The sequence below is a fragment of the Gilliamella sp. B3172 genome (assembly GCF_026536465.1).
Lineage (GTDB): Bacteria > Pseudomonadota > Gammaproteobacteria > Enterobacterales > Orbaceae > Gilliamella.
Window position 1 is genome coordinate 25,338 of sequence record NZ_JAFNOA010000002.1, and the last position, 17,250, is coordinate 42,587.

General features: G+C 33.6%; 21 protein-coding genes and 1 tRNA gene. 14 read left to right on the forward strand and 8 right to left on the reverse strand.

All coding sequences use genetic code 11. The features are described from left to right. Window positions 1-33: 33 nt before the first annotated feature. Window positions 34-1,035: a type I glyceraldehyde-3-phosphate dehydrogenase gene (gene gap / locus J3U37_RS02865; protein WP_267373526.1), complete on the reverse strand. Its 1,002-nt coding sequence runs from the start codon at window positions 1,033-1,035 to the stop codon at window positions 34-36. 203 nt (window positions 1,036-1,238) lie between these two features. Between gap and J3U37_RS02870 the strand changes: the two genes are divergently transcribed. The 6 genes from J3U37_RS02870 to J3U37_RS12090 all read left to right on the forward strand — a co-directional run bounded on the left by J3U37_RS02870 (window position 1,239) and on the right by J3U37_RS12090 (window position 4,580). After that, the gene (locus tag J3U37_RS02870; RefSeq protein ID WP_267373271.1) at window positions 1,239-1,388 is read left to right on the forward strand and encodes a hypothetical protein; all 150 of its coding nucleotides are present in this window, start codon (window positions 1,239-1,241) and stop codon (window positions 1,386-1,388) included. A 140-nt stretch (window positions 1,389-1,528) separates the two neighbouring features. Further along, window positions 1,529-1,714, forward strand: coding sequence for a hypothetical protein (locus J3U37_RS02875; protein WP_267373273.1), 186 nt, complete (start codon window positions 1,529-1,531; stop codon window positions 1,712-1,714). Between the two features lie 147 nt (window positions 1,715-1,861). Continuing rightward, the gene (locus J3U37_RS02880) at window positions 1,862-2,323 is read left to right on the forward strand and encodes a GNAT family N-acetyltransferase (protein WP_267373275.1); all 462 of its coding nucleotides are present in this window, start codon (window positions 1,862-1,864) and stop codon (window positions 2,321-2,323) included. A 54-nt stretch (window positions 2,324-2,377) separates the two neighbouring features. Next, window positions 2,378-3,691, forward strand: a complete 1,314-nt coding sequence (locus tag J3U37_RS02885; RefSeq protein ID WP_267373277.1) for a DUF6271 family protein — start codon at window positions 2,378-2,380, stop codon at window positions 3,689-3,691. 29 nt (window positions 3,692-3,720) lie between these two features. Next, on the forward strand, window positions 3,721-4,284 hold the full coding sequence (locus J3U37_RS02890; protein ID WP_267373279.1) for an NAD(P)-binding domain-containing protein: 564 nt from the start codon (window positions 3,721-3,723) through the stop codon (window positions 4,282-4,284). Next, window positions 4,281-4,580, forward strand: coding sequence for a DegT/DnrJ/EryC1/StrS family aminotransferase (locus J3U37_RS12090; protein WP_416379979.1), 300 nt, complete (start codon window positions 4,281-4,283; stop codon window positions 4,578-4,580). The genes J3U37_RS02890 and J3U37_RS12090 overlap by 4 nt, the downstream gene beginning before the upstream one ends. Before the next feature lie 157 nt (window positions 4,581-4,737). Here the strand turns inward: J3U37_RS12090 and J3U37_RS12095 are convergent, their stop codons facing one another. After that, complete coding sequence (locus J3U37_RS12095; RefSeq protein WP_416379975.1) at window positions 4,738-4,893, reverse strand: integrase core domain-containing protein; 156 nt, start codon at window positions 4,891-4,893, stop codon at window positions 4,738-4,740. A 529-nt stretch (window positions 4,894-5,422) separates the two neighbouring features. Beyond that, window positions 5,423-5,510: transfer RNA gene (locus J3U37_RS02895), tRNA-Ser, on the reverse strand. Window positions 5,511-5,702: 192 nt separating this feature from the next. Between J3U37_RS02895 and J3U37_RS02900 the strand changes: the two genes are divergently transcribed. From J3U37_RS02900 to J3U37_RS02925, 6 genes are read left to right on the forward strand one after another with little or no spacing between them, the layout of a single operon-like run. After that, a complete protein-coding gene (locus J3U37_RS02900) occupies window positions 5,703-6,020 on the forward strand; it encodes a TusE/DsrC/DsvC family sulfur relay protein (protein ID WP_267373281.1) in 318 nt (105 codons plus the stop codon). A gap of 15 nt (window positions 6,021-6,035) precedes the next feature. Further along, entirely contained in the window at window positions 6,036-6,332 is a 297-nt protein-coding gene (gene ftsB / locus J3U37_RS02905; protein ID WP_366915713.1) for a cell division protein FtsB, read from the forward strand. A gap of 8 nt (window positions 6,333-6,340) precedes the next feature. Then, window positions 6,341-7,036: a 2-C-methyl-D-erythritol 4-phosphate cytidylyltransferase gene (gene ispD / locus J3U37_RS02910; protein WP_267373283.1), complete on the forward strand. Its 696-nt coding sequence runs from the start codon at window positions 6,341-6,343 to the stop codon at window positions 7,034-7,036. 12 nt (window positions 7,037-7,048) lie between these two features. After that, window positions 7,049-7,540: a 2-C-methyl-D-erythritol 2,4-cyclodiphosphate synthase gene (gene ispF / locus J3U37_RS02915; RefSeq protein WP_267373285.1), complete on the forward strand. Its 492-nt coding sequence runs from the start codon at window positions 7,049-7,051 to the stop codon at window positions 7,538-7,540. Window positions 7,541-7,555: 15 nt separating this feature from the next. Next, the gene (gene truD / locus J3U37_RS02920) at window positions 7,556-8,578 is read left to right on the forward strand and encodes a tRNA pseudouridine(13) synthase TruD (protein ID WP_267329267.1); all 1,023 of its coding nucleotides are present in this window, start codon (window positions 7,556-7,558) and stop codon (window positions 8,576-8,578) included. A 5-nt stretch (window positions 8,579-8,583) separates the two neighbouring features. Then, window positions 8,584-9,210, forward strand: coding sequence for a protein-L-isoaspartate(D-aspartate) O-methyltransferase (locus J3U37_RS02925; RefSeq protein WP_220219135.1), 627 nt, complete (start codon window positions 8,584-8,586; stop codon window positions 9,208-9,210). A gap of 112 nt (window positions 9,211-9,322) precedes the next feature. On the opposite strand, the gene pnuC is transcribed toward J3U37_RS02925, so the two are convergent. Next, window positions 9,323-10,015 carry a nicotinamide riboside transporter PnuC gene (pnuC, locus tag J3U37_RS02930; RefSeq protein ID WP_267329268.1) on the reverse strand — a complete coding sequence of 231 codons (693 nt, stop codon included), beginning with the start codon at window positions 10,013-10,015 and terminating at the stop codon, window positions 9,323-9,325. A gap of 2 nt (window positions 10,016-10,017) precedes the next feature. Then, window positions 10,018-11,253 carry a multifunctional transcriptional regulator/nicotinamide-nucleotide adenylyltransferase/ribosylnicotinamide kinase NadR gene (gene nadR, locus J3U37_RS02935; RefSeq protein WP_220219137.1) on the reverse strand — a complete coding sequence of 412 codons (1,236 nt, stop codon included), beginning with the start codon at window positions 11,251-11,253 and terminating at the stop codon, window positions 10,018-10,020. Window positions 11,254-11,467: 214 nt separating this feature from the next. Here nadR and J3U37_RS02940 point away from each other — a divergent pair, with 214 nt between their 5' ends. Both J3U37_RS02940 and recD read left to right on the forward strand, forming a co-directional pair. Beyond that, on the forward strand, window positions 11,468-13,051 hold the full coding sequence (locus J3U37_RS02940; protein WP_267373287.1) for a mucoidy inhibitor MuiA family protein: 1,584 nt from the start codon (window positions 11,468-11,470) through the stop codon (window positions 13,049-13,051). Between the two features lie 23 nt (window positions 13,052-13,074). Then, window positions 13,075-14,928, forward strand: a complete 1,854-nt coding sequence (gene recD / locus J3U37_RS02945) for an exodeoxyribonuclease V subunit alpha (RefSeq protein ID WP_267373289.1) — start codon at window positions 13,075-13,077, stop codon at window positions 14,926-14,928. Window positions 14,929-15,028: 100 nt separating this feature from the next. On the opposite strand, the gene J3U37_RS02950 is transcribed toward recD, so the two are convergent. Genes J3U37_RS02950 through J3U37_RS02960 form a run of 3 tightly spaced genes read right to left on the reverse strand, consistent with a single transcriptional unit; the run spans window position 15,029 to window position 17,188 of the window. After that, window positions 15,029-15,754, reverse strand: a complete 726-nt coding sequence (locus J3U37_RS02950; protein WP_220219140.1) for an amino acid ABC transporter ATP-binding protein — start codon at window positions 15,752-15,754, stop codon at window positions 15,029-15,031. After that, complete coding sequence (locus J3U37_RS02955) at window positions 15,751-16,452, reverse strand: ABC transporter permease subunit (RefSeq protein ID WP_220219141.1); 702 nt, start codon at window positions 16,450-16,452, stop codon at window positions 15,751-15,753. The genes J3U37_RS02950 and J3U37_RS02955 overlap by 4 nt, the downstream gene beginning before the upstream one ends. A 1-nt stretch (window position 16,453) precedes the next feature. Beyond that, a complete protein-coding gene (locus J3U37_RS02960) occupies window positions 16,454-17,188 on the reverse strand; it encodes an amino acid ABC transporter permease (RefSeq protein WP_267329272.1) in 735 nt (244 codons plus the stop codon). Window positions 17,189-17,250: the final 62 nt, after the last annotated feature.

A 17,250-nucleotide genomic window follows, 5' to 3' on the forward strand; every position in this document is an offset into this window, starting at 1 on the left:
CATACCACCAGTTGATGGTATGATTATAATTATTTATTTAATCTGTAAAATAGTATCTACTAAACGATTTGAAAAACCCCATTCATTGTCATACCAACTAACAACTTTGAGTAATTTGCCATCGATGACCTTAGTGAGCTTAGAGTCGAAAATAGATGAAGCTGGATTTTTAATAACATCAGATGAAACAATTTCATCTTCTATATAAACGAGAATACCATCTATTGTTTTAGAGCTAGTTGCTTGTTTAATAGTATCATTTACTAGTTGTTCTGTCACTTCTTTCTCTAGATTTAAAGTAAGATCTATCATTGATCCTGTAATTACTGGAACCCGAACAGATCCACCGTCTAATTTTCCATTCAACTCCGGGATGACTATGCCAATTGATTGCGCAGCACCTGTTGATGTAGGAACGATATTTTGAGCAGCACTACGCGCTCGCCTCATATCACGATGTGGAGCATCCTGAAGATTTTGGTCTTGCGTATAAGCATGGATAGTTGTCATAAAACCGGATTTAATACCAAAATTTTCATGTAGTACTTTTACTAAAGGAGCTAAACAGTTTGTTGTACATGAGGCATTTGAAATAATGTGATGTTCATCTTTATTATACATGTGGTTGTTAACACCTTGAACAATAGTCAAATCAACATTTGATGCAGGTGCAGAGATAAGAACTTTTTTAGCCCCAGCTTTGATATGGGCTTGAGCTTTTTTCCCGTCGTTAAACACACCTGTTGATTCCAGTACAATATCGATGTTGTGTTTAGCCCATGGAAGATTTTCCGGATGACGCTCTTGATATACAACGATCTCATGACCATCAATCACCAATAAGCCTTTTTTTACTTCGACTCTTTTGGCAAAACGTCCAAAAGCCGTATCATATTTTAAAAGATGTGCTAGTTGTTCAATCGAACCTAAATCATTGATCGCAACAATTTTGATATTATGCGAACTCTCATACAATGCACGCATAAAACTACGTCCAATACGACCAAAACCATTAATAGCTACATTAATCATAATTATCTCCATTTACATTTATATTTTAATAAAACATACCAATTGGTATGTGTGGCAGATGATAATACACTACACTGTTTAAAAAGCAATAATTAATTAAATCCTTTTAAATATTGATATTTAAATGTTTTTATTTGGTTTGTATGCAAGTTTTATCTATACGATTAAATACATACTGGTATGTATTGAATTAAAAAGAGGGAAGAATGAAAGAAATATCTATATTGGATACAACGTTAAGTGCTAGGAAATTGGTGCCACAAAACGCAATGAATACAAAACAGAAATTTAAATTAGTTTTAGAGTTAGAAGCCTTAGGAGTTAATCATATCGAAAAGGGTTTTACTGATTCATAACATTTGATTTTGAAGCTACAAAGTTGATTAGTCAGAAATTAACTTTATCAGGAATAGCAACATTTTCTCGAACGTTGTAAAAAGATGTATAGCTTGCTTTTGATGCAACAGGTAGAGGTAAAAAACATTCTAGATAAATCATGGCTACAGGGAGTGATATTAGGTTAAGGAATAAACGTAATATTACTCGCACGCAACCCATTGATGAAATGATGGATACCGTTCGCTTTGTTTATCAAAATAGTAATTGTCGTATTTCTGTTGGTATTGAGAATGCTAGTCGTGCTAATTATGATTTTATGAAAGAATGGCTCATGTCGCAGTAGATGCTGGAGCTAATCAGATTATTTTAGCAGATACCACTGAATTATCTTCCCTTATGAATTTGAAAATCTTATCCAGTTTATTAAATCAGAAGTGGTGAAAATATCAGTGTTTCAACACATTGTCATAATGACTTGGGGGTTGCATTAGTGAGTACTCTTGCCGATATTGAAGCTAGTGCAGAAAAAAATCAAATAACAGTTCATCGTTATAATAAAAGTAATCGTAGAAATCTAATGTTTTTTTATGATTTATATATAAAAACCATGGAAAAAGTTCAAGCAATATATTGTATCAGTTTTCCTTTGATCGATGATTTGCTTAATGATGAGAGAAATACAGAATTATATTTAGCTCACTATAATGACAAAATTGTATCTGGCAGTATTATTCTAAAATCAAAGAATAATATTTTTTACTGGATAAACGCTAGTGATAGTATTTCATTAAAATTTAAACCAAATCATAAAGTACTTTCACATATTATTAATGAGTATTCTGATATGGATTATATCAATTTAGGGTTTTCACATAGTGATACATTAAGGCAATTTAAAAAAACATGGGGAGCTAAAGATTTTAAATATTATGTGTTTGAAAAATTATTTTAGCTATTATCGTTCGTTGAAAAATTAATTATTAATTCAGTTAATTAAGGAGTTAATGTGAAATCAGTATTTTTTATACCAACAAATAGAAGTATTAAAGATAGTGTTAGTAGTTATATAAAGGAGGTTTTATATGCGAATGAGGTTTTACAAGTTAATATTCCTCTCATTATAGTTGAAACTAATGAATTTTCATATATTGAAAATCATAAAATTATTGAATCATTAAAGAATCAATATCCTGAATTAAATATTCTACATCTTTCTGTAGATATACAGAAAAAGTATTTTAAGTCACTTTTTAAAAATATGAATGATGATTTTTATAAGATTTTTACTTATACAGGTACTGATTATGCTACGGCAACAAATAAATTGGGTTTATTTGCTTGTTCAATGGGGGCAGATGCCTATCATAGAAGAGATTCAGATACTTGTTTATTATTTGATAAAAGAAGTGAAGCCAGAAAGGTTTATCCAATTGAGTTTGAGTTAAAGTATTTGGGTAAACAAATAATAGAAATAGCTAATGAGCTAGGTATCAAAATTAATAAGCAAGATATAGACGATAAAAGACGAATACTTGTAGTTGGTGGAAATTATTTAGGTGAATGGAATCTTGATGTAAAAGATTTTGCAAAAATCTCGTATGACTATGTATATAAAATATATGAACTACTTGGTTTTAAATCTGAGCATATTGTTGATATTTGCGATGATATATTCAAATTAGATCAACCAATTCCTAAAAATGATGTTATTTCCTTAGTTACTTCTGTTAACGATGGATGCAATCCTGACTGTGGTAATGTTAGTGTCTATCGACTATTTGAATTTCTACCAAACTTACCTGGTAAAAATACATTAGCAGCGGATTATTTCGCTTTTGATACTTCGACTGCATTAGGTTACCCATCTGTACATCATACTAGGCCTGTGTTTCATGAATATCATGACGAAAGATTTGACTATGATAAAAAACTAAAATATTGGTATGGGATGTTGAAATTTGCAGATTATTTTTCACTGTATGGGAGTATTTACAACGATAAGCTTATTGATAACTTTTGTGATTATGATGATTGCTTCGTTTCTCAACAAATGTGTGAAACTCTTTCTGAAAAAATAACATCATTTGTTTCTAATGAGACTAAAAGGGAAGAGCGTATAGTCAGAATTATTGATGAAGTTTTATTAGATTTTGATGAAAATTATTCAAAGATAGGACAAGAATTAAGGAAAGTCACTGCAAAATGTATTGCTGAATGTAATGAAGAATACCTCTTACACGCTAACCTCTTAAATAATTGGAATAAAATAATTGAACAAGCCAAAAAAATGAATTTAATGGATTTTATCGTTGATGATTAAATAAAATTAATATACACGGAGATGCTGTTATGGAAAATACAAATAATAAAGAATTTGAAATTGCAATAATAGGTATGGGGTATGTCGGTCTACCTCTTTTCCTTGAGTTTTCTAAAGTTTATAAAACAATCGGTTTTGATATTGATAGAAAAAAAATCGATAAATTAAAAGAAGAATATAATACTTCAAATATGACTTATTGTAGCGATGATTTGCTTCATTCTAATTTTTATATAATTGTTGTTCCGACTCCTATTGATAGTAACAATAAACCTGATTTAAGTTGTTTATTATCAGCTACAGAAACTGTTGCAAAAATTTTGAAGAAAGGGGATATAGTTGTTTATGAATCTACCGTTTATCCTGGAGTTACAGAAGAATTATGTATTCCAATTTTAGAAAGAATTTCAAAATTGACAGTTAAAAAAGATTTTCAGATTGGATACTCTCCTGAACGAATTAATTGTAACGATAATATACATACAATAAGAAACACAGTTAAAATCGTATCTTCAAATTGTGATGAGGCCTTAGATATAATTTCTTCAGTTTATCAAAATATTATAATGAACAACTTCAAAATCTGCCTATAGTTCTTCCATATCAAGCCCCATACAATTATAGTTCTTTTCATCTTTATCCTATTTTATTGCAAAAAAAAGGCGATAGAAAAAGAGTTTTCGATTTGTTGAGAGCAAATAAAATTGGGGTTAATGTTCATTATATTCCCATACACACCCAACCATATTATAGAAATCTTGGATTTAAATATGGTGATTTTCCAAATGCTGAGCAATTTTATTCGAACACAATTAGTTTGCCTATTTATTACTCGTTAGCTGAAAAAGAACAAGAGTATGTAATTAAGATTTTATCTCAAGTTTTTTGATACTGTAAAATTCAGTAACTAAAAGACTTAGATATATGAAAGATGTCATACATGATTTTTCATGTAATGGCATTTTATCGATTTTGGGTTATAATCCCTCTAAGCTTTATCTGGTAACAGTACCTTTCCACAAATGAGATTATATACTTAGCCGTTTTTATAGTATATTTAATGGGTTAAAATAATTTAATGCACTATGAGGCCTAGTTTGAAAATGGTTGTAATCTTTGCACCATTTATCAATTTCATAATGTACTTCTGCTTGGCTTCTTGATCCCTGGCAAAATAAGAAAAGTACACACCTTAATAGCATTGTTGATGCTAATGTTCATATACCTCTAGCGATATTCTACTGCTTGCGGAATGAGGACGGTAAATAATATGCCTTTCTAAGAGACAATCTTAGCTATGTTATAAAGCATCAACTAATCAATTTAAATATGATACGCTTGACTCAAAGACCAATTTTATGCTTTATCTAAGCTAAAACGAAATATCCAAGACTTAGCCCCTGAATCCTTAATGAGAAGTGAAAGACCATTTCCAGCGCTGTAATTGCACACTTTATTTTTTACAAATAATGTTGCAAGTTTTTCAATTAGCCTTGCAATTAATAATTCTCCAATAAGTTTTTATGTATTGAATTCTGCAGGTAGGGAAAGACTTATTTAATAATAAATACAAAACGGCTATGATATTTTTCAGTTGGCTTTCTCATCCTAATATTGACTTAGGTAACTCTTAAAGAGTGAGTAATTGAAGGAAAAATAAAATTCGATCTAAAATGTAAAAGATAAAAATGGATAACTTTATAATAATGTGAATTTTGAATAAAAAATAGATGGCGGAAGCGCAGAGATTCGAACTCTGGGAGGGTCGCCCCTCGCCGGTTTTCAAGACCGGTGCTTTCAACCGCTCAGCCACACTTCCGCAATGGCTGTGAATATTAAAGGAGACGGAGTTATTTGTAAATAGCTTTTTTAATATTTTTTGTTGATCGCTCTAAATTTCATCATATTTTGTGAAAATTGCGCACTTGATGATGCTTTGCTCATCAAAAATAGTGTTGGAATCAAATTAATTGAGTATAATACAGCGCAAATAAAATAACGTATTGAAAAAATGTTAACGCAAATTGAGACTGATGATAAAGGTTACTTAAAAAATTGGCAGGATTGGACTGCTGATTTAGTACCTCAATTAGCTGCAAAAGAGTCGATTGAATTAACTGATGCACATTGGGAAGTTATCTTATTTGTTCGTGAATTTTATTTAGAATATAAAACTTCTCCCGCTATTCGAGCTTTAGTCAAAGCTATGGAAAAAAAATTTGGTGCTGAAAAAGGCAACAGCCGTTATTTGTATAAATTATTTCCGGATGGTCCTGCAAAACAAGCGACAAAACTTGCAGGTCTACCTAAACCAGTTAAATGTATTTAGGTTAAGGGAAAACAGATGATGAGATGGAAACTACCATTAATATTATTGATCGTGCTGGGCTACTTGCAATACTCATTATGGTACGGTAAGAATAATATTCATGATTATCAAGATAACTTGCAGATGTTAGCCAATCTTCATCAGGAAAATGAAAAATTGAAAAGCCGCAATGAACAAATGTTTGCTGAAATTAATGATTTACAGCGTGGTTTTGAGGCGGTAGAAGAGCGAGCACGCAGTCATTTAGGAATGGTTAAACCAGACGAATATTTTTATCGAATTATCATTGATTCTAACACTCAACAACAATAAGGCTTTACGTGACAAATACAAGTAATATTATTGCGATTGTTCCTGCTGCGGGTATAGGTTCCCGTATGAATAGCCAAACACCTAAACAATATTTAAAAATAGGAACAATGACAGTTTTAGAACATACGTTAAATAAATTATTAACACATCCCCAAATAGCCAAAATTATTGTTGTTATTAGTTCTAAGGATGAATTATTTAATACACTGTCAATTGCATCGCATCCGAAAATTAGTGTCACTATTGGCGGTAAAACCCGAGCGGATTCGGTTTTAGCTGGTTTACAATTACTACATGATGATCAATGGGCATTAGTGCATGATGCAGCAAGACCTTGTGTTGCTCACCAAGATATCACTCGTTTGATTGAAACAGTTACAAGACAACAACAAGGCGGCATCTTAGCAACTCGTGTTAGTGATACCATTAAACGAGCTTATCAAGATAATGATACAATCATTGAGCAATCAATTGATCGTACTTTTTTATGGGGAGCGGCAACGCCACAATTATTTAAAGCCGCTGAGTTGAAATCTTGCTTAAAAAAAGCTTTAACTCATCAAGTGGCAATAACTGACGAAGCTTCAGCTATCGAGTATTGTGGTGGTCATCCTTTATTGGTTGAGTGCCGTCGAGATAATATAAAAATAACTCGACCAGAAGATTTACTCTTAGCCTCTTTTTATTTAACTAAGCAGATTTAAAATAGGTAAAATATGAGAATAGGTCATGGATTTGATGTGCATAAATTTGGTGGTGAAGGACCGATTACCCTAGGAGGAGTTAATATTCCTTATCAATATGGGTTAATTGCACACTCTGACGGTGATGTCGTTTTACATGCCATTACTGATGCTTTAATTGGTGCACTCGCTTTAGGTGATATAGGTAAACTTTTTCCCGATACCGATTCTAAATATAAAGGCATTGATAGCCGAATATTATTAAAAGAGGTTTACTCAATTATTCAAGCAAAAGGTTTTGAGCTTGCGAATTTGGATACAACAATTATTGCTCAAGAGCCTAAGATGCGCCCATATGTTGATCAGATGCGAGTCAACATTGCTGAAGATCTTAACGTTCATTATGATCAAATCAGTGTAAAAGCAACCACAACTGAGCAATTAGGTTTTACCGGACGTAAAGAAGGTATAGCTTGTGAAGCGGTAGTATTGTTAATAAAAAAATCAACAAAAAATCCAACCTAAAAGTAGGCATTATACGTGTTAGCAGAACTAAATTATTTTTATGGGAAACCAACCACAGCTGGAATTTATAAGCAACAATATGAAGATTTTATTGTTCAAGAAGAGCTAGGCTTTGAGCTTACTGGGGAAGGTGAACATGTTCTTGTTTATCTTAAAAAAAGAGATTGCAATACGGTTTTTGTTGCAGAGCAATTGGCAAAATATGTTGGTATTGCCGCTAAACAAGTAAGTTACGCTGGATTAAAAGATCGCCAGGCAGTGACTGAACAATGGTTTAGTTTACATATGCCTGGACAAGAAACGCCCGATTTTACCAATTTTGACTTAGCGGGTTGTCAGATAAAGCGAGTGACTCGACATAACAAAAAACTCAAGATTGGTGCTTTACAGGGCAATCATTTTAAGATTATTTTAAAAGAGTTAAGTCAGCATGCTGAGATAGAAACAAAACTAGCATTAATAAAACAACATGGCGTTCCTAACTATTTTGGTGAACAACGATTTGGGCGTGACCAAAATAATATTGAACAAGCTATCAAATGGGCACAAGGAGAAATATCGGTTAAAGATAGAAAGAAACGTAGTTTTTATTTGTCTGCGGCACGTAGTGCTATCTTTAATGATATTGTTAGTCAACGAATTGAACAGAACATTCATCAAACTGTGCTTGAAGGTGATATATTGCAGCTTGCCAATCGTGGCAGTTGGTTTGTTTCTAAAGCGGATGAAATAGCAACATTACAACAACGCTTGCAACAAGGAGAGATCAATATTACTGCTCCAATGGTAGGTGACTCATCTTTAAATACGCAAGGTGTTGCTTTACAATTTGAGCAAAGCTGTTTGAATAAATGGTCTAATTTTGCTGATCTGTTTAAAAAAGAGCGTCTTGAAACGGCAAGACGATCATTATTACTACGTCCGGAGCAATTAAACTGGCAATGGCTGGGAGAACATAGCCTTGAAATTAGTTTTTATTTGCCATCTGGTAGTTACGCAACAAGTGTGATACGTGAATTGATAATAAGAAATGAGTAACACAAATGCAAAGTTTGAAAATGCAGTCTTTAATTAAATTACTTAAGCAGCAAGGGATAAAAGATAATCGTGTTTTGAGTGCAATTGCTTCAATTCCGCGTGAATTATTTGTTGACGAGGCACTTTCTCATCAAGCTTACGATAATCGTTCACTGCCAATTGGTAGTGGTCAAACTATTTCTCAGCCTTATATTGTCGCCCGAATGACTGAACTGCTTAGATTAGAACCAAATTCTAAAGTCCTTGAAATTGGAACAGGTTCCGGCTATCAAACAGCGATATTAGCTAAATTAGTCGATCATGTATGTTCGGTTGAAAGAATTAAAAGCCTACAATGGAACACTAAGCGTCGCTTAAAACAACTTGATATTCATAATATTTCAACACGTCATGGTAATGGCTGGTTAGGGTGGGCAGAAAGAGGACCGTTCGATGGCATAATTGTTACAGCTGCCGCTTCAGAAGTACCGCAAAACTTGTTAGCACAGCTCGCTAATAAAGGCCGACTAGTGATTCCTGTTGGTGAGAATAAGCAGATTTTGCAATTGATTGAACGTGATGGTGATAACTTTATTTCTAAAAATATGGGGGATGTAAGGTTTGTTCCATTAGTTAAAGGCGATATTGCATAAACTAGCCACCAGTTAGAATGATGGCTTTTATGACTATGCTAATAACTTAGTTTTTACTCTTTTAGTGTTAGTACTTTTTTCTTTTGAGTATCGCTAGCAGTATTAACTTAAATCAGCTATTTTTTTGTTCTGATAATTTCCATTCGCAGATACCATAAATCGCATTAAATAAGTAAATCAGATACTGGGTCGCTATCACAATATTATTGGTATAAATATTTAATCCAATGACTAACACATTTAATATTACCCATAAATACCAGTTAAAAGCATATCGCATCATTAACAGTAACTGAGCAACCACGCCTAAACCAAAAATAAAACTGTTGGTAATAAGTTGATAGATTGTGTTATCAACACTTAATGTGTTGGTCAAATAAACATTGAAAAACACAGCAGCAATCAGGAAAATTATTGAGCAAAGAAATATGTGTTCATTTAACGAACGTACTTTGACCTTGTCATTATTGTCTTGATTTTTATTCCAAGTGAACAAACCATAAATATGTGAACCAAAATAATAAAATGTTGGTAACCCAGCCCCGATATTGCCACCTAAAAAGTTGGCACAACACTCAGCCATCACAGCCAGCATTCCAACAACGTTGCCCATATTCTTACGTTTGGCTAATAAAATAACACATAATAAACCACACACAGCACCTATGTAAGAAACAGAGTAACGTAAATCTAATTGTTCAAAAGGGTCGGTAAATAAAAAGGCGATAGTGACACAAAGTATACAAAAGTACGGATATAACTTGTTGCGTCCTACTGATATAACTATTTGGCTTAATTTATTCATAATTAATACTCTTCATCATTAATAAGTTGATTAACCAATTCGATACTGCGTAAGTAACGTTCTTCATAATCGGGTGAATCTATTTGAATATAGTTAATATTATTTTTTTCTAACAATGTAATAAGCAATTGTTGAAAATCTTTACGTTGTTTTGGACTGCCTAAATGTCGTAAACCGTCTGCGACCCAAGGGGTATTGTTGCCCAATAAAATGACCAAATCGAAACGATAGTTGTTGATCATTGCTTGTAAGAAAGGATGCTCTTTGCCTTCATATTTTTTACAAAAGGCTTGAGTGGTGACAAAATCGGTGTCGATAAACGAAACCTTATTTGCATGTTTTATTGCAAAATCAATGTATTGAGCGTGACCAAGCGCAATTTTATCATAATCGGCATATTGTAAAGCTCTTTCATCCCCACCAAGTTGAGAAAAAACGTAATCTCGGCCGTATTCCCAAGCACTGGTAGTATTAAATACGTTTGCTAATTTATTGACCAAGGTTGATTTACCACTTGATTCACCACCTAGTATTGCGACAGTTCTTACAAAAAAGGGTCTTACTTCAGTTGGAATATATTGCCAATTTTTTAATGGTGCTCGCCTGATTTGAGTGCCGCTCACTTGCATAAATTGCCGTGTAGGATCGATTAGCACTGTCTCTAAATCAAATAAGTCTTTATACATCGAAACATCTTGCGGTTCGCTCGAGTAAACACAGTTAGGTTTAATGCCTTTTTCTCTAAATAATTTTTTAACACGTTCACTCCATTGATGCCAACCGTTAGGGTAAGCAGGAATACCGTCTTCTTCTAAAAGCTCTATATGGATGTTTTTCTGATACTTAAACGTTTGTAACAGCCACCGAATTCTATCGTTAATTGTTGGTTGGCGAGACATCGCACTTTGTTCAAACAATGCCATATCTCGGTTAGTATCAGAGCAGAGAACAACGTAAAGTTCATCTACTTGACTAATTGCTCGTTGAATAAGATAGATGTGTCCGGTATGCAAAGGATAAAATTTACCAAAAATAACACCAATTTTTTTATCTTTGGCGGATTCTTCGACTTGTAAGTACTGATGAAGTGAATGTAGTTTTTGTGCGCTAGGATTCTTAATTTTGTCATTAACAAGTTGACTTAAATAACCTTTTGTCATTTGACAGGCATCAGCAACAGTTTGTAGGGATAAATTTTTGCGTTTTATTGCTTTTTTTAAATAACTGAAGCTATTCATTTTGTTTCCTTCTCTGTTTTTTATTTGTAACAAAATTTACATTATTTTTATTAAATGTTCAATATATTAAACAAAAATAATTAATATTAATGATTTTGTGTTTTTAGGGAATTAGACATACAATGATTTTGTGTTCTAGCTCTTTATTCATTTTGTTGATAAAAATGTTCTTATCAACTTTATTATTATGATTATATTTAAGGAAAGGAATTACATGAAAATTAAAACAGTTGTGCTTTTGATCGCTTGCTTCTCCGGAAGTGCTTTTGCAGATAATAATGTGACGCTAAATAAAGTAACATTATTTTTGAAAGGTGCAGAATTGGAAGGAGAGTCTAGGGTCTCATTAAAAAAAGGTGAAAATCAATTAGTTTTAACCAATATTGCCAATGGCACAAGAGCTAACTCCATTAATGTAGGATTTGACGATAATGACGTAAAAGTTTTATCAACGTCATTAAATGAAAATTATATTGATAATAAACAAAACGACGATGCAAAGCCATTACTTGAAAAGTTAAAACAGTTACAAGAAAAATACGATAACACTGAAATTCAACTGCAAGCAACAACCGAACAAGTCACTCTTTTACGTGGAAATCATTTGGAATTGCTATCAAAAGGGGCAAATAGTAATGTAACTGAATTAAAAAATATGTTGGAGTTTATTAAAACTAATTTAATTACTGCTTTAAGTGAAGAATACAAATTACAGAAAGAAATCGACCAATTGAAAGAGCAAATTCTAAAATGCCAAGAGGAGATTACGAATTTAGAAGAATCAACCAAAAACTCAACTAATGCAATTAATGTGACGGTTTATTCGAATAAAGATATCACTTTACCAATTAGATTATCTTATGTCACCAATGTTGCTGGTTGGAGTCCTGCATATGAAGTACGAGTTGATGATATAAATTCACCAATGTATTTAACATATAAAGCTGATATTTATCAAAATAGTGGCCTGGATTGGAAAAATGTTGATTTTATTTTATCCACATCTAATCCAAGTAAAGGGATAACTGCTCCTTTTTTCCTGCCATGGTATATTGAAACGGTGAGCAGTAAAGGGTATAAAAAACTGGCAGCTGACGTCGTCTTGGACGACAGCAATCGTTACAGGAGTTATTCGAATCAAGTTAATTCAAATGTAAATAATGTTACGGTTAATACTTTAGGTATTAATACCATTTTTAAGGTTAATTTACCCAATACTATAAAATCCAATTCTAAAAATAATATGCTAACTTTGCAAACTAAAGAAGTTGAAGCAAAATATCAATATGTTGCATTACCAAAATTGGATAATGGTGTTTATTTGCAAGCAAAAGTCGCAGATTGGGAAAAACTTAATCTCCTACCAGGTAAATTAACAGTATTTTTTGCGGGTAATTATATTGGTGAGAGTTCTATTAATACTGAGGATTTGCCAGATACACTTGATATTGCTCTGGGACATGATAAAAATATTTATGTTTCACGTAATCGCAATGTGAATGAAACATCTAAACCTTCATTTTTTGGTAACGATATTACACAAAAATATGCTTATACTATAGATGTAAAAAATGCTAAATCATTACCGATAGATATTATGGTTTATGACCAACTACCGGTAATTAGAGATAAAATTATATCACTTAATGATACCAAATATGATGGCGCTGAATATGACCAAACAACAGGCAAACTCTCGTGGCAATTGAAGTTAAACCCAAGTGAAAGTAAAACTCTAAATTTAAGTTTCAAACTGACTTATCCTAAAGATCGAGTTGACGATATAATAGGGTTATAATTTCATTAAAACAGAAACAAAGTATGCTAAATCAGTGGTTAAACCAATTTAAACAAGACAGCCAAATCAGTTTGCTTGATATTCATTTGGTTGTGTTTTTAACTAACAAAGCTAAGTTGCATGATGAGTTAATCCTCAAACGTTTTAGCTTTTTGGTGCTATCACTGAGTAAAGAGGTAAGGTCAGGGCATGTCTGCCTTGATCTTACCAACTTGAACCAACAAACTATAGCGCCAGATGTCTGGCTGGATTTAGCTTCACCTACAACAAAGGATTGGCTAGATGCATTAGATCATGCTCAACATACACAAGTTGTGAGTGATGGCTCTAAACTTTCCCCCCTTATTCTTATCGATAATAAACTTTATTTTCAACGAATGTGGCACGATGAAAAGCAAGTAGCACAGTATTTTAATTGTAATGAGTTGACTGAAAATTCAGGGAACAATGTTGATTTAAAGTTAATATTAGACCAACTTTTTACCGACCGCCAAACTTTTATTGATTGGCAAAAAGTTGCCGTTGCGGTGGCATTGACTCGTAAAGTTGCTATTATATCCGGCGGGCCGGGAACCGGTAAAACCACCACGGTAGCAAAAATTTTAGCCGGAATCGTCTTAACTCAACCGAGTGCAAGAATTGTGACCGCTGCACCGACGGGTAAAGCTGCTTCAAGACTGACAGAATCACTTAGTCGTGCTATTTCGCAACTCTCCTTTGATCATTTAAACATTAAAGCTGAAGCAGTGACGCTACATCGATTACTTGGTGCGAAGGCAGATAATCGTGAATTTAGTTATAATAAAAATAATCCCTTGAATATTGATGTGTTAGTGGTAGATGAAGCATCAATGGTTGATTTAAATATGATGGCAAGAATTATCGATGCTTTGCCTAAAAACGCACGCTTGATATTATTAGGTGATAAAGATCAGCTCTCCTCAGTTGAAGCCGGCGCAGTATTTGGTGACTTATGTGAATTTATCTCAACCGGGTATAGCCCCGCTCGTGCAGAACAATTAAGCCAACTAACGGGTTATGCTATTCCATCGAGCCAACAAGTGGCCATAATAACCGATAGTATTTGTTTATTACAAAAGAGCTATCGATTCAATGAATCATCCGGAATAGGATTACTGGCTAATGCGGTTAAAGAAGGGCAAGTAGCCACCGCTAAAAAGCTTTTAGCTGATAGATTATTTCATGATATTCATTACCACCTTTTGACTTCCCAGCACGCATATGAAGCAGTATTGCATGATTGTGTTGACCATTATAAAAGTTATTTAACTGCTATCAATCCTAGAGGCAATAATGATATTGCTGACATTTTAGAAAAATTTGCTCAGTACCGGTTACTTTGCGCGGTACGTGAAGGCATGTTTGGTGTTGAAGGATTAAACAAACAAATCGAATCACTGTTAGCCAAAAAAAGATTAATTCATTTGAAAAACAAAGAAGCTTGGTATGTTGGCCGCCCAATTATGATCTTGCGTAATAGCTCATCGTTAGGCTTATATAATGGCGATATTGGCATTACGTTAATGGCAGAACATGATAATACTAAACTGCGAGTCTATTTTCCTTTTGCTGACGAATCGATTAAAGGATTTTCGCCTTTTCGACTACCGGAGCATGAAACAGCTTATGCGATGACGATTCATAAATCTCAAGGTTCAGAGTTTGATAAGGTCAATATTATTTTACCTACCGATTATTCACCACTGCTCAATCGTTCATTGCTTTATACAGCAATTACACGTGCTAAAAAATCTGTATCCATTTACGCTAATGAACAGATCTTATCACAAGCAATCAAAACACAAACCGTTAGACATAGCGGATTAGTTAATTTATTAGAAAATAAACAATCGTAATATTACGTTTTGAGGCTTGTAGCACAATCCCAACGGCGAACTAAAAACTACAAATATTGCGAGATATAAAAAAACAGGGCAATTTGCCCTGTGTAATTGATTAGTGAATAATCTTGGCTAAAAAGTCTTTAGCACGATCAGATTGAGGATTGGTAAAGAATTGCTCTTTAGAGGTATCTTCAATAATTTCACCGGCATCCATAAAAATGACACGATGCGCAACTTTTCGAGCAAAGCCCATTTCGTGGGTTACAACCATCATTGTCATGCCTTCATACGCAAGCTCAACCATAACATCAAGTACTTCGTTAACCATTTCTGGATCGAGCGCTGATGTTGGTTCATCAAATAACATAACGATTGGATCCATGCAAAGTGCGCGAGCAATAGCAACACGTTGTTGCTGACCACCCGATAGCTGTGCAGGGTATTTATCAGCGTGGGCAAGTAAGCCAACTCGTTCAAGAAGGTTTAGGGCTTTCTCACGAGCTTCATCTTCAGCTCTACCTAATACTTTGATTTGAGCAAGCGTAAGATTTTTTAAAATTGTTAAATGTGGAAACAGTTCAAAATGTTGGAATACCATACCCACTTTAGAACGTAATTTAGCTAAATTAGTGGATTTGCTCGTTACTTCTGTTCCATCAATAATGATTTTACCTTGTTGAACTGGCTCTAAACCATTTACCGTTTTTATTAGTGTGGATTTTCCAGAACCTGAAGGCCCACAAACAACAACAACTTCGCCTTTACCGACTTTGGTACTACAGTTTTTTAAAACTTGAAATTGTCCATACCATTTTGATACATTTTCTAAGGAGATCATCGACTTATCCCTTTCTTGAAATAATTAACTAAACGTGAAGCAGTAAAACAAATTATAAAGTAACTTGCCGCTGCAAATATAATCATTGAATATTTAACTGTACCACCTTGTACATTACCGATTTGTGTCACACTGGCACCAAATAAGTCTATTAAACTCATGACATAAACAAGCGAAGTATCCTGGAACAAGATAATACCTTGAGTTAATAATAGTGGCACCATCGATCTAAATGCTTGCGGCAGAATAATTAAACGCATAGCCTGACCTTTTGTCATACCGAGTGCATAGGCGGCGTGATATTGGCCTTTAGTAACTGCATTGATACCAGCACGAATGATCTCTGAATAATATGCCGCTTCGAAGAGGGCAAAAGCGATCATCGCTGAGACAATCCGTACATCTGCATAAGGCGGCAGATTAAAGACGAATTTTATTACTTGTGGTAACGCTAAATAGAACCATAACAATACTAATAATAATGGAATGGAACGAAATAAATTAACATAACATTTTGCAAAAATATTAAGAAATTTATTATTTGATAGGCGCATTAATGCTAAGACTGTTCCCCAAATAATGCCGAAAATAACAGCAATCAAGGTAATTTTAGTCGTTAACCATAATCCGCTTAATAATAGATGATAATTATCGCTTACCAGTGAAGGTATATTGGCAATCCAAGTATATAACTGCATATTATCCTCCGTGACTCATGTTTGGCAAACGAGTATGTTTCTCAACAATTCGCATAATGGTAAGTACAGCATAGTTAATAAGCATAAAGGCAATTGTTACACCACACAATATTTCAACAATACTATTGGTCGATTCATTGATGCGATCAATTTGCCCAATCAAGTCAATTAACCCAATGGTTGATGCAACAGAGGAATTTTTAATAATATTGGTCATTTCCGAAGTTAATGGTGGAATAATACGCCTGTAAGCATTTGGTAATAATACGTACTGATAAGCTTGTCGGTTTGTTAAACCAAGCGCAATTGCGGCATATCTTTGTCCTTTTGGCAAAGTTTGAATACCGGTTCTGACCTGTTCAGCAATACGAGCAGAGGTAAATAAACCTAAAGCAATTGATGCTGTAATAAATGAACTGATATTTGGTGATAATCCCGAAATAAACCAAGTTTTTAAACTCCCGGTCAATAATTCAGGTAGTATCATGTACCATAAAAACATTTGAACAAGTAAGGGAATATTACGAAACAGCTGAATGTAGCCAGCAGCAAATTTATTTAAAAATTTGTTGTCCAATGTTCTGCATATACCGACAAAAGACCCTAACACAAATGCAATAATCCATGCGGTAACGGCTAATGAAACTGTGACAAAAATACCGTCCAACAACCAGTTTAGGTAAATTCCGTCACCATAAGGGGTGGGTTCAAAAAATAGTGTCCAATTAAAACTCATAATATATTTAATTCACTAAATTAGATTATGTACTAAATGCCAATTACATTTAGTACACAGGA

Coding starts and splice junctions, on each gene's coding strand:
- J3U37_RS02950 (WP_220219140.1), bottom strand. CDS start 15,754: ATGATCTCCTTAGAAAATGTATCAAAATGGTATGGACAATTTCAAGTT.
- J3U37_RS02870 (WP_267373271.1), top strand. CDS start 1,239: ATGAAAGAAATATCTATATTGGATACAACGTTAAGTGCTAGGAAATTG.
- J3U37_RS02900 (WP_267373281.1), top strand. CDS start 5,703: ATGTTAACGCAAATTGAGACTGATGATAAAGGTTACTTAAAAAATTGG.
- J3U37_RS12095 (WP_416379975.1), bottom strand. CDS start 4,893: ATGCTATTAAGGTGTGTACTTTTCTTATTTTGCCAGGGATCAAGAAGC.
- ftsB (WP_366915713.1), top strand. CDS start 6,036: ATGATGAGATGGAAACTACCATTAATATTATTGATCGTGCTGGGCTAC.
- J3U37_RS02960 (WP_267329272.1), bottom strand. CDS start 17,188: ATGAGTTTTAATTGGACACTATTTTTTGAACCCACCCCTTATGGTGAC.
- J3U37_RS02890 (WP_267373279.1), top strand. CDS start 3,721: ATGGAAAATACAAATAATAAAGAATTTGAAATTGCAATAATAGGTATG.
- J3U37_RS02925 (WP_220219135.1), top strand. CDS start 8,584: ATGCAAAGTTTGAAAATGCAGTCTTTAATTAAATTACTTAAGCAGCAA.
- ispF (WP_267373285.1), top strand. CDS start 7,049: ATGAGAATAGGTCATGGATTTGATGTGCATAAATTTGGTGGTGAAGGA.
- recD (WP_267373289.1), top strand. CDS start 13,075: ATGCTAAATCAGTGGTTAAACCAATTTAAACAAGACAGCCAAATCAGT.
- J3U37_RS02940 (WP_267373287.1), top strand. CDS start 11,468: ATGAAAATTAAAACAGTTGTGCTTTTGATCGCTTGCTTCTCCGGAAGT.
- J3U37_RS02955 (WP_220219141.1), bottom strand. CDS start 16,452: ATGCAGTTATATACTTGGATTGCCAATATACCTTCACTGGTAAGCGAT.
- J3U37_RS02875 (WP_267373273.1), top strand. CDS start 1,529: ATGGCTACAGGGAGTGATATTAGGTTAAGGAATAAACGTAATATTACT.
- nadR (WP_220219137.1), bottom strand. CDS start 11,253: ATGAATAGCTTCAGTTATTTAAAAAAAGCAATAAAACGCAAAAATTTA.
- pnuC (WP_267329268.1), bottom strand. CDS start 10,015: ATGAATAAATTAAGCCAAATAGTTATATCAGTAGGACGCAACAAGTTA.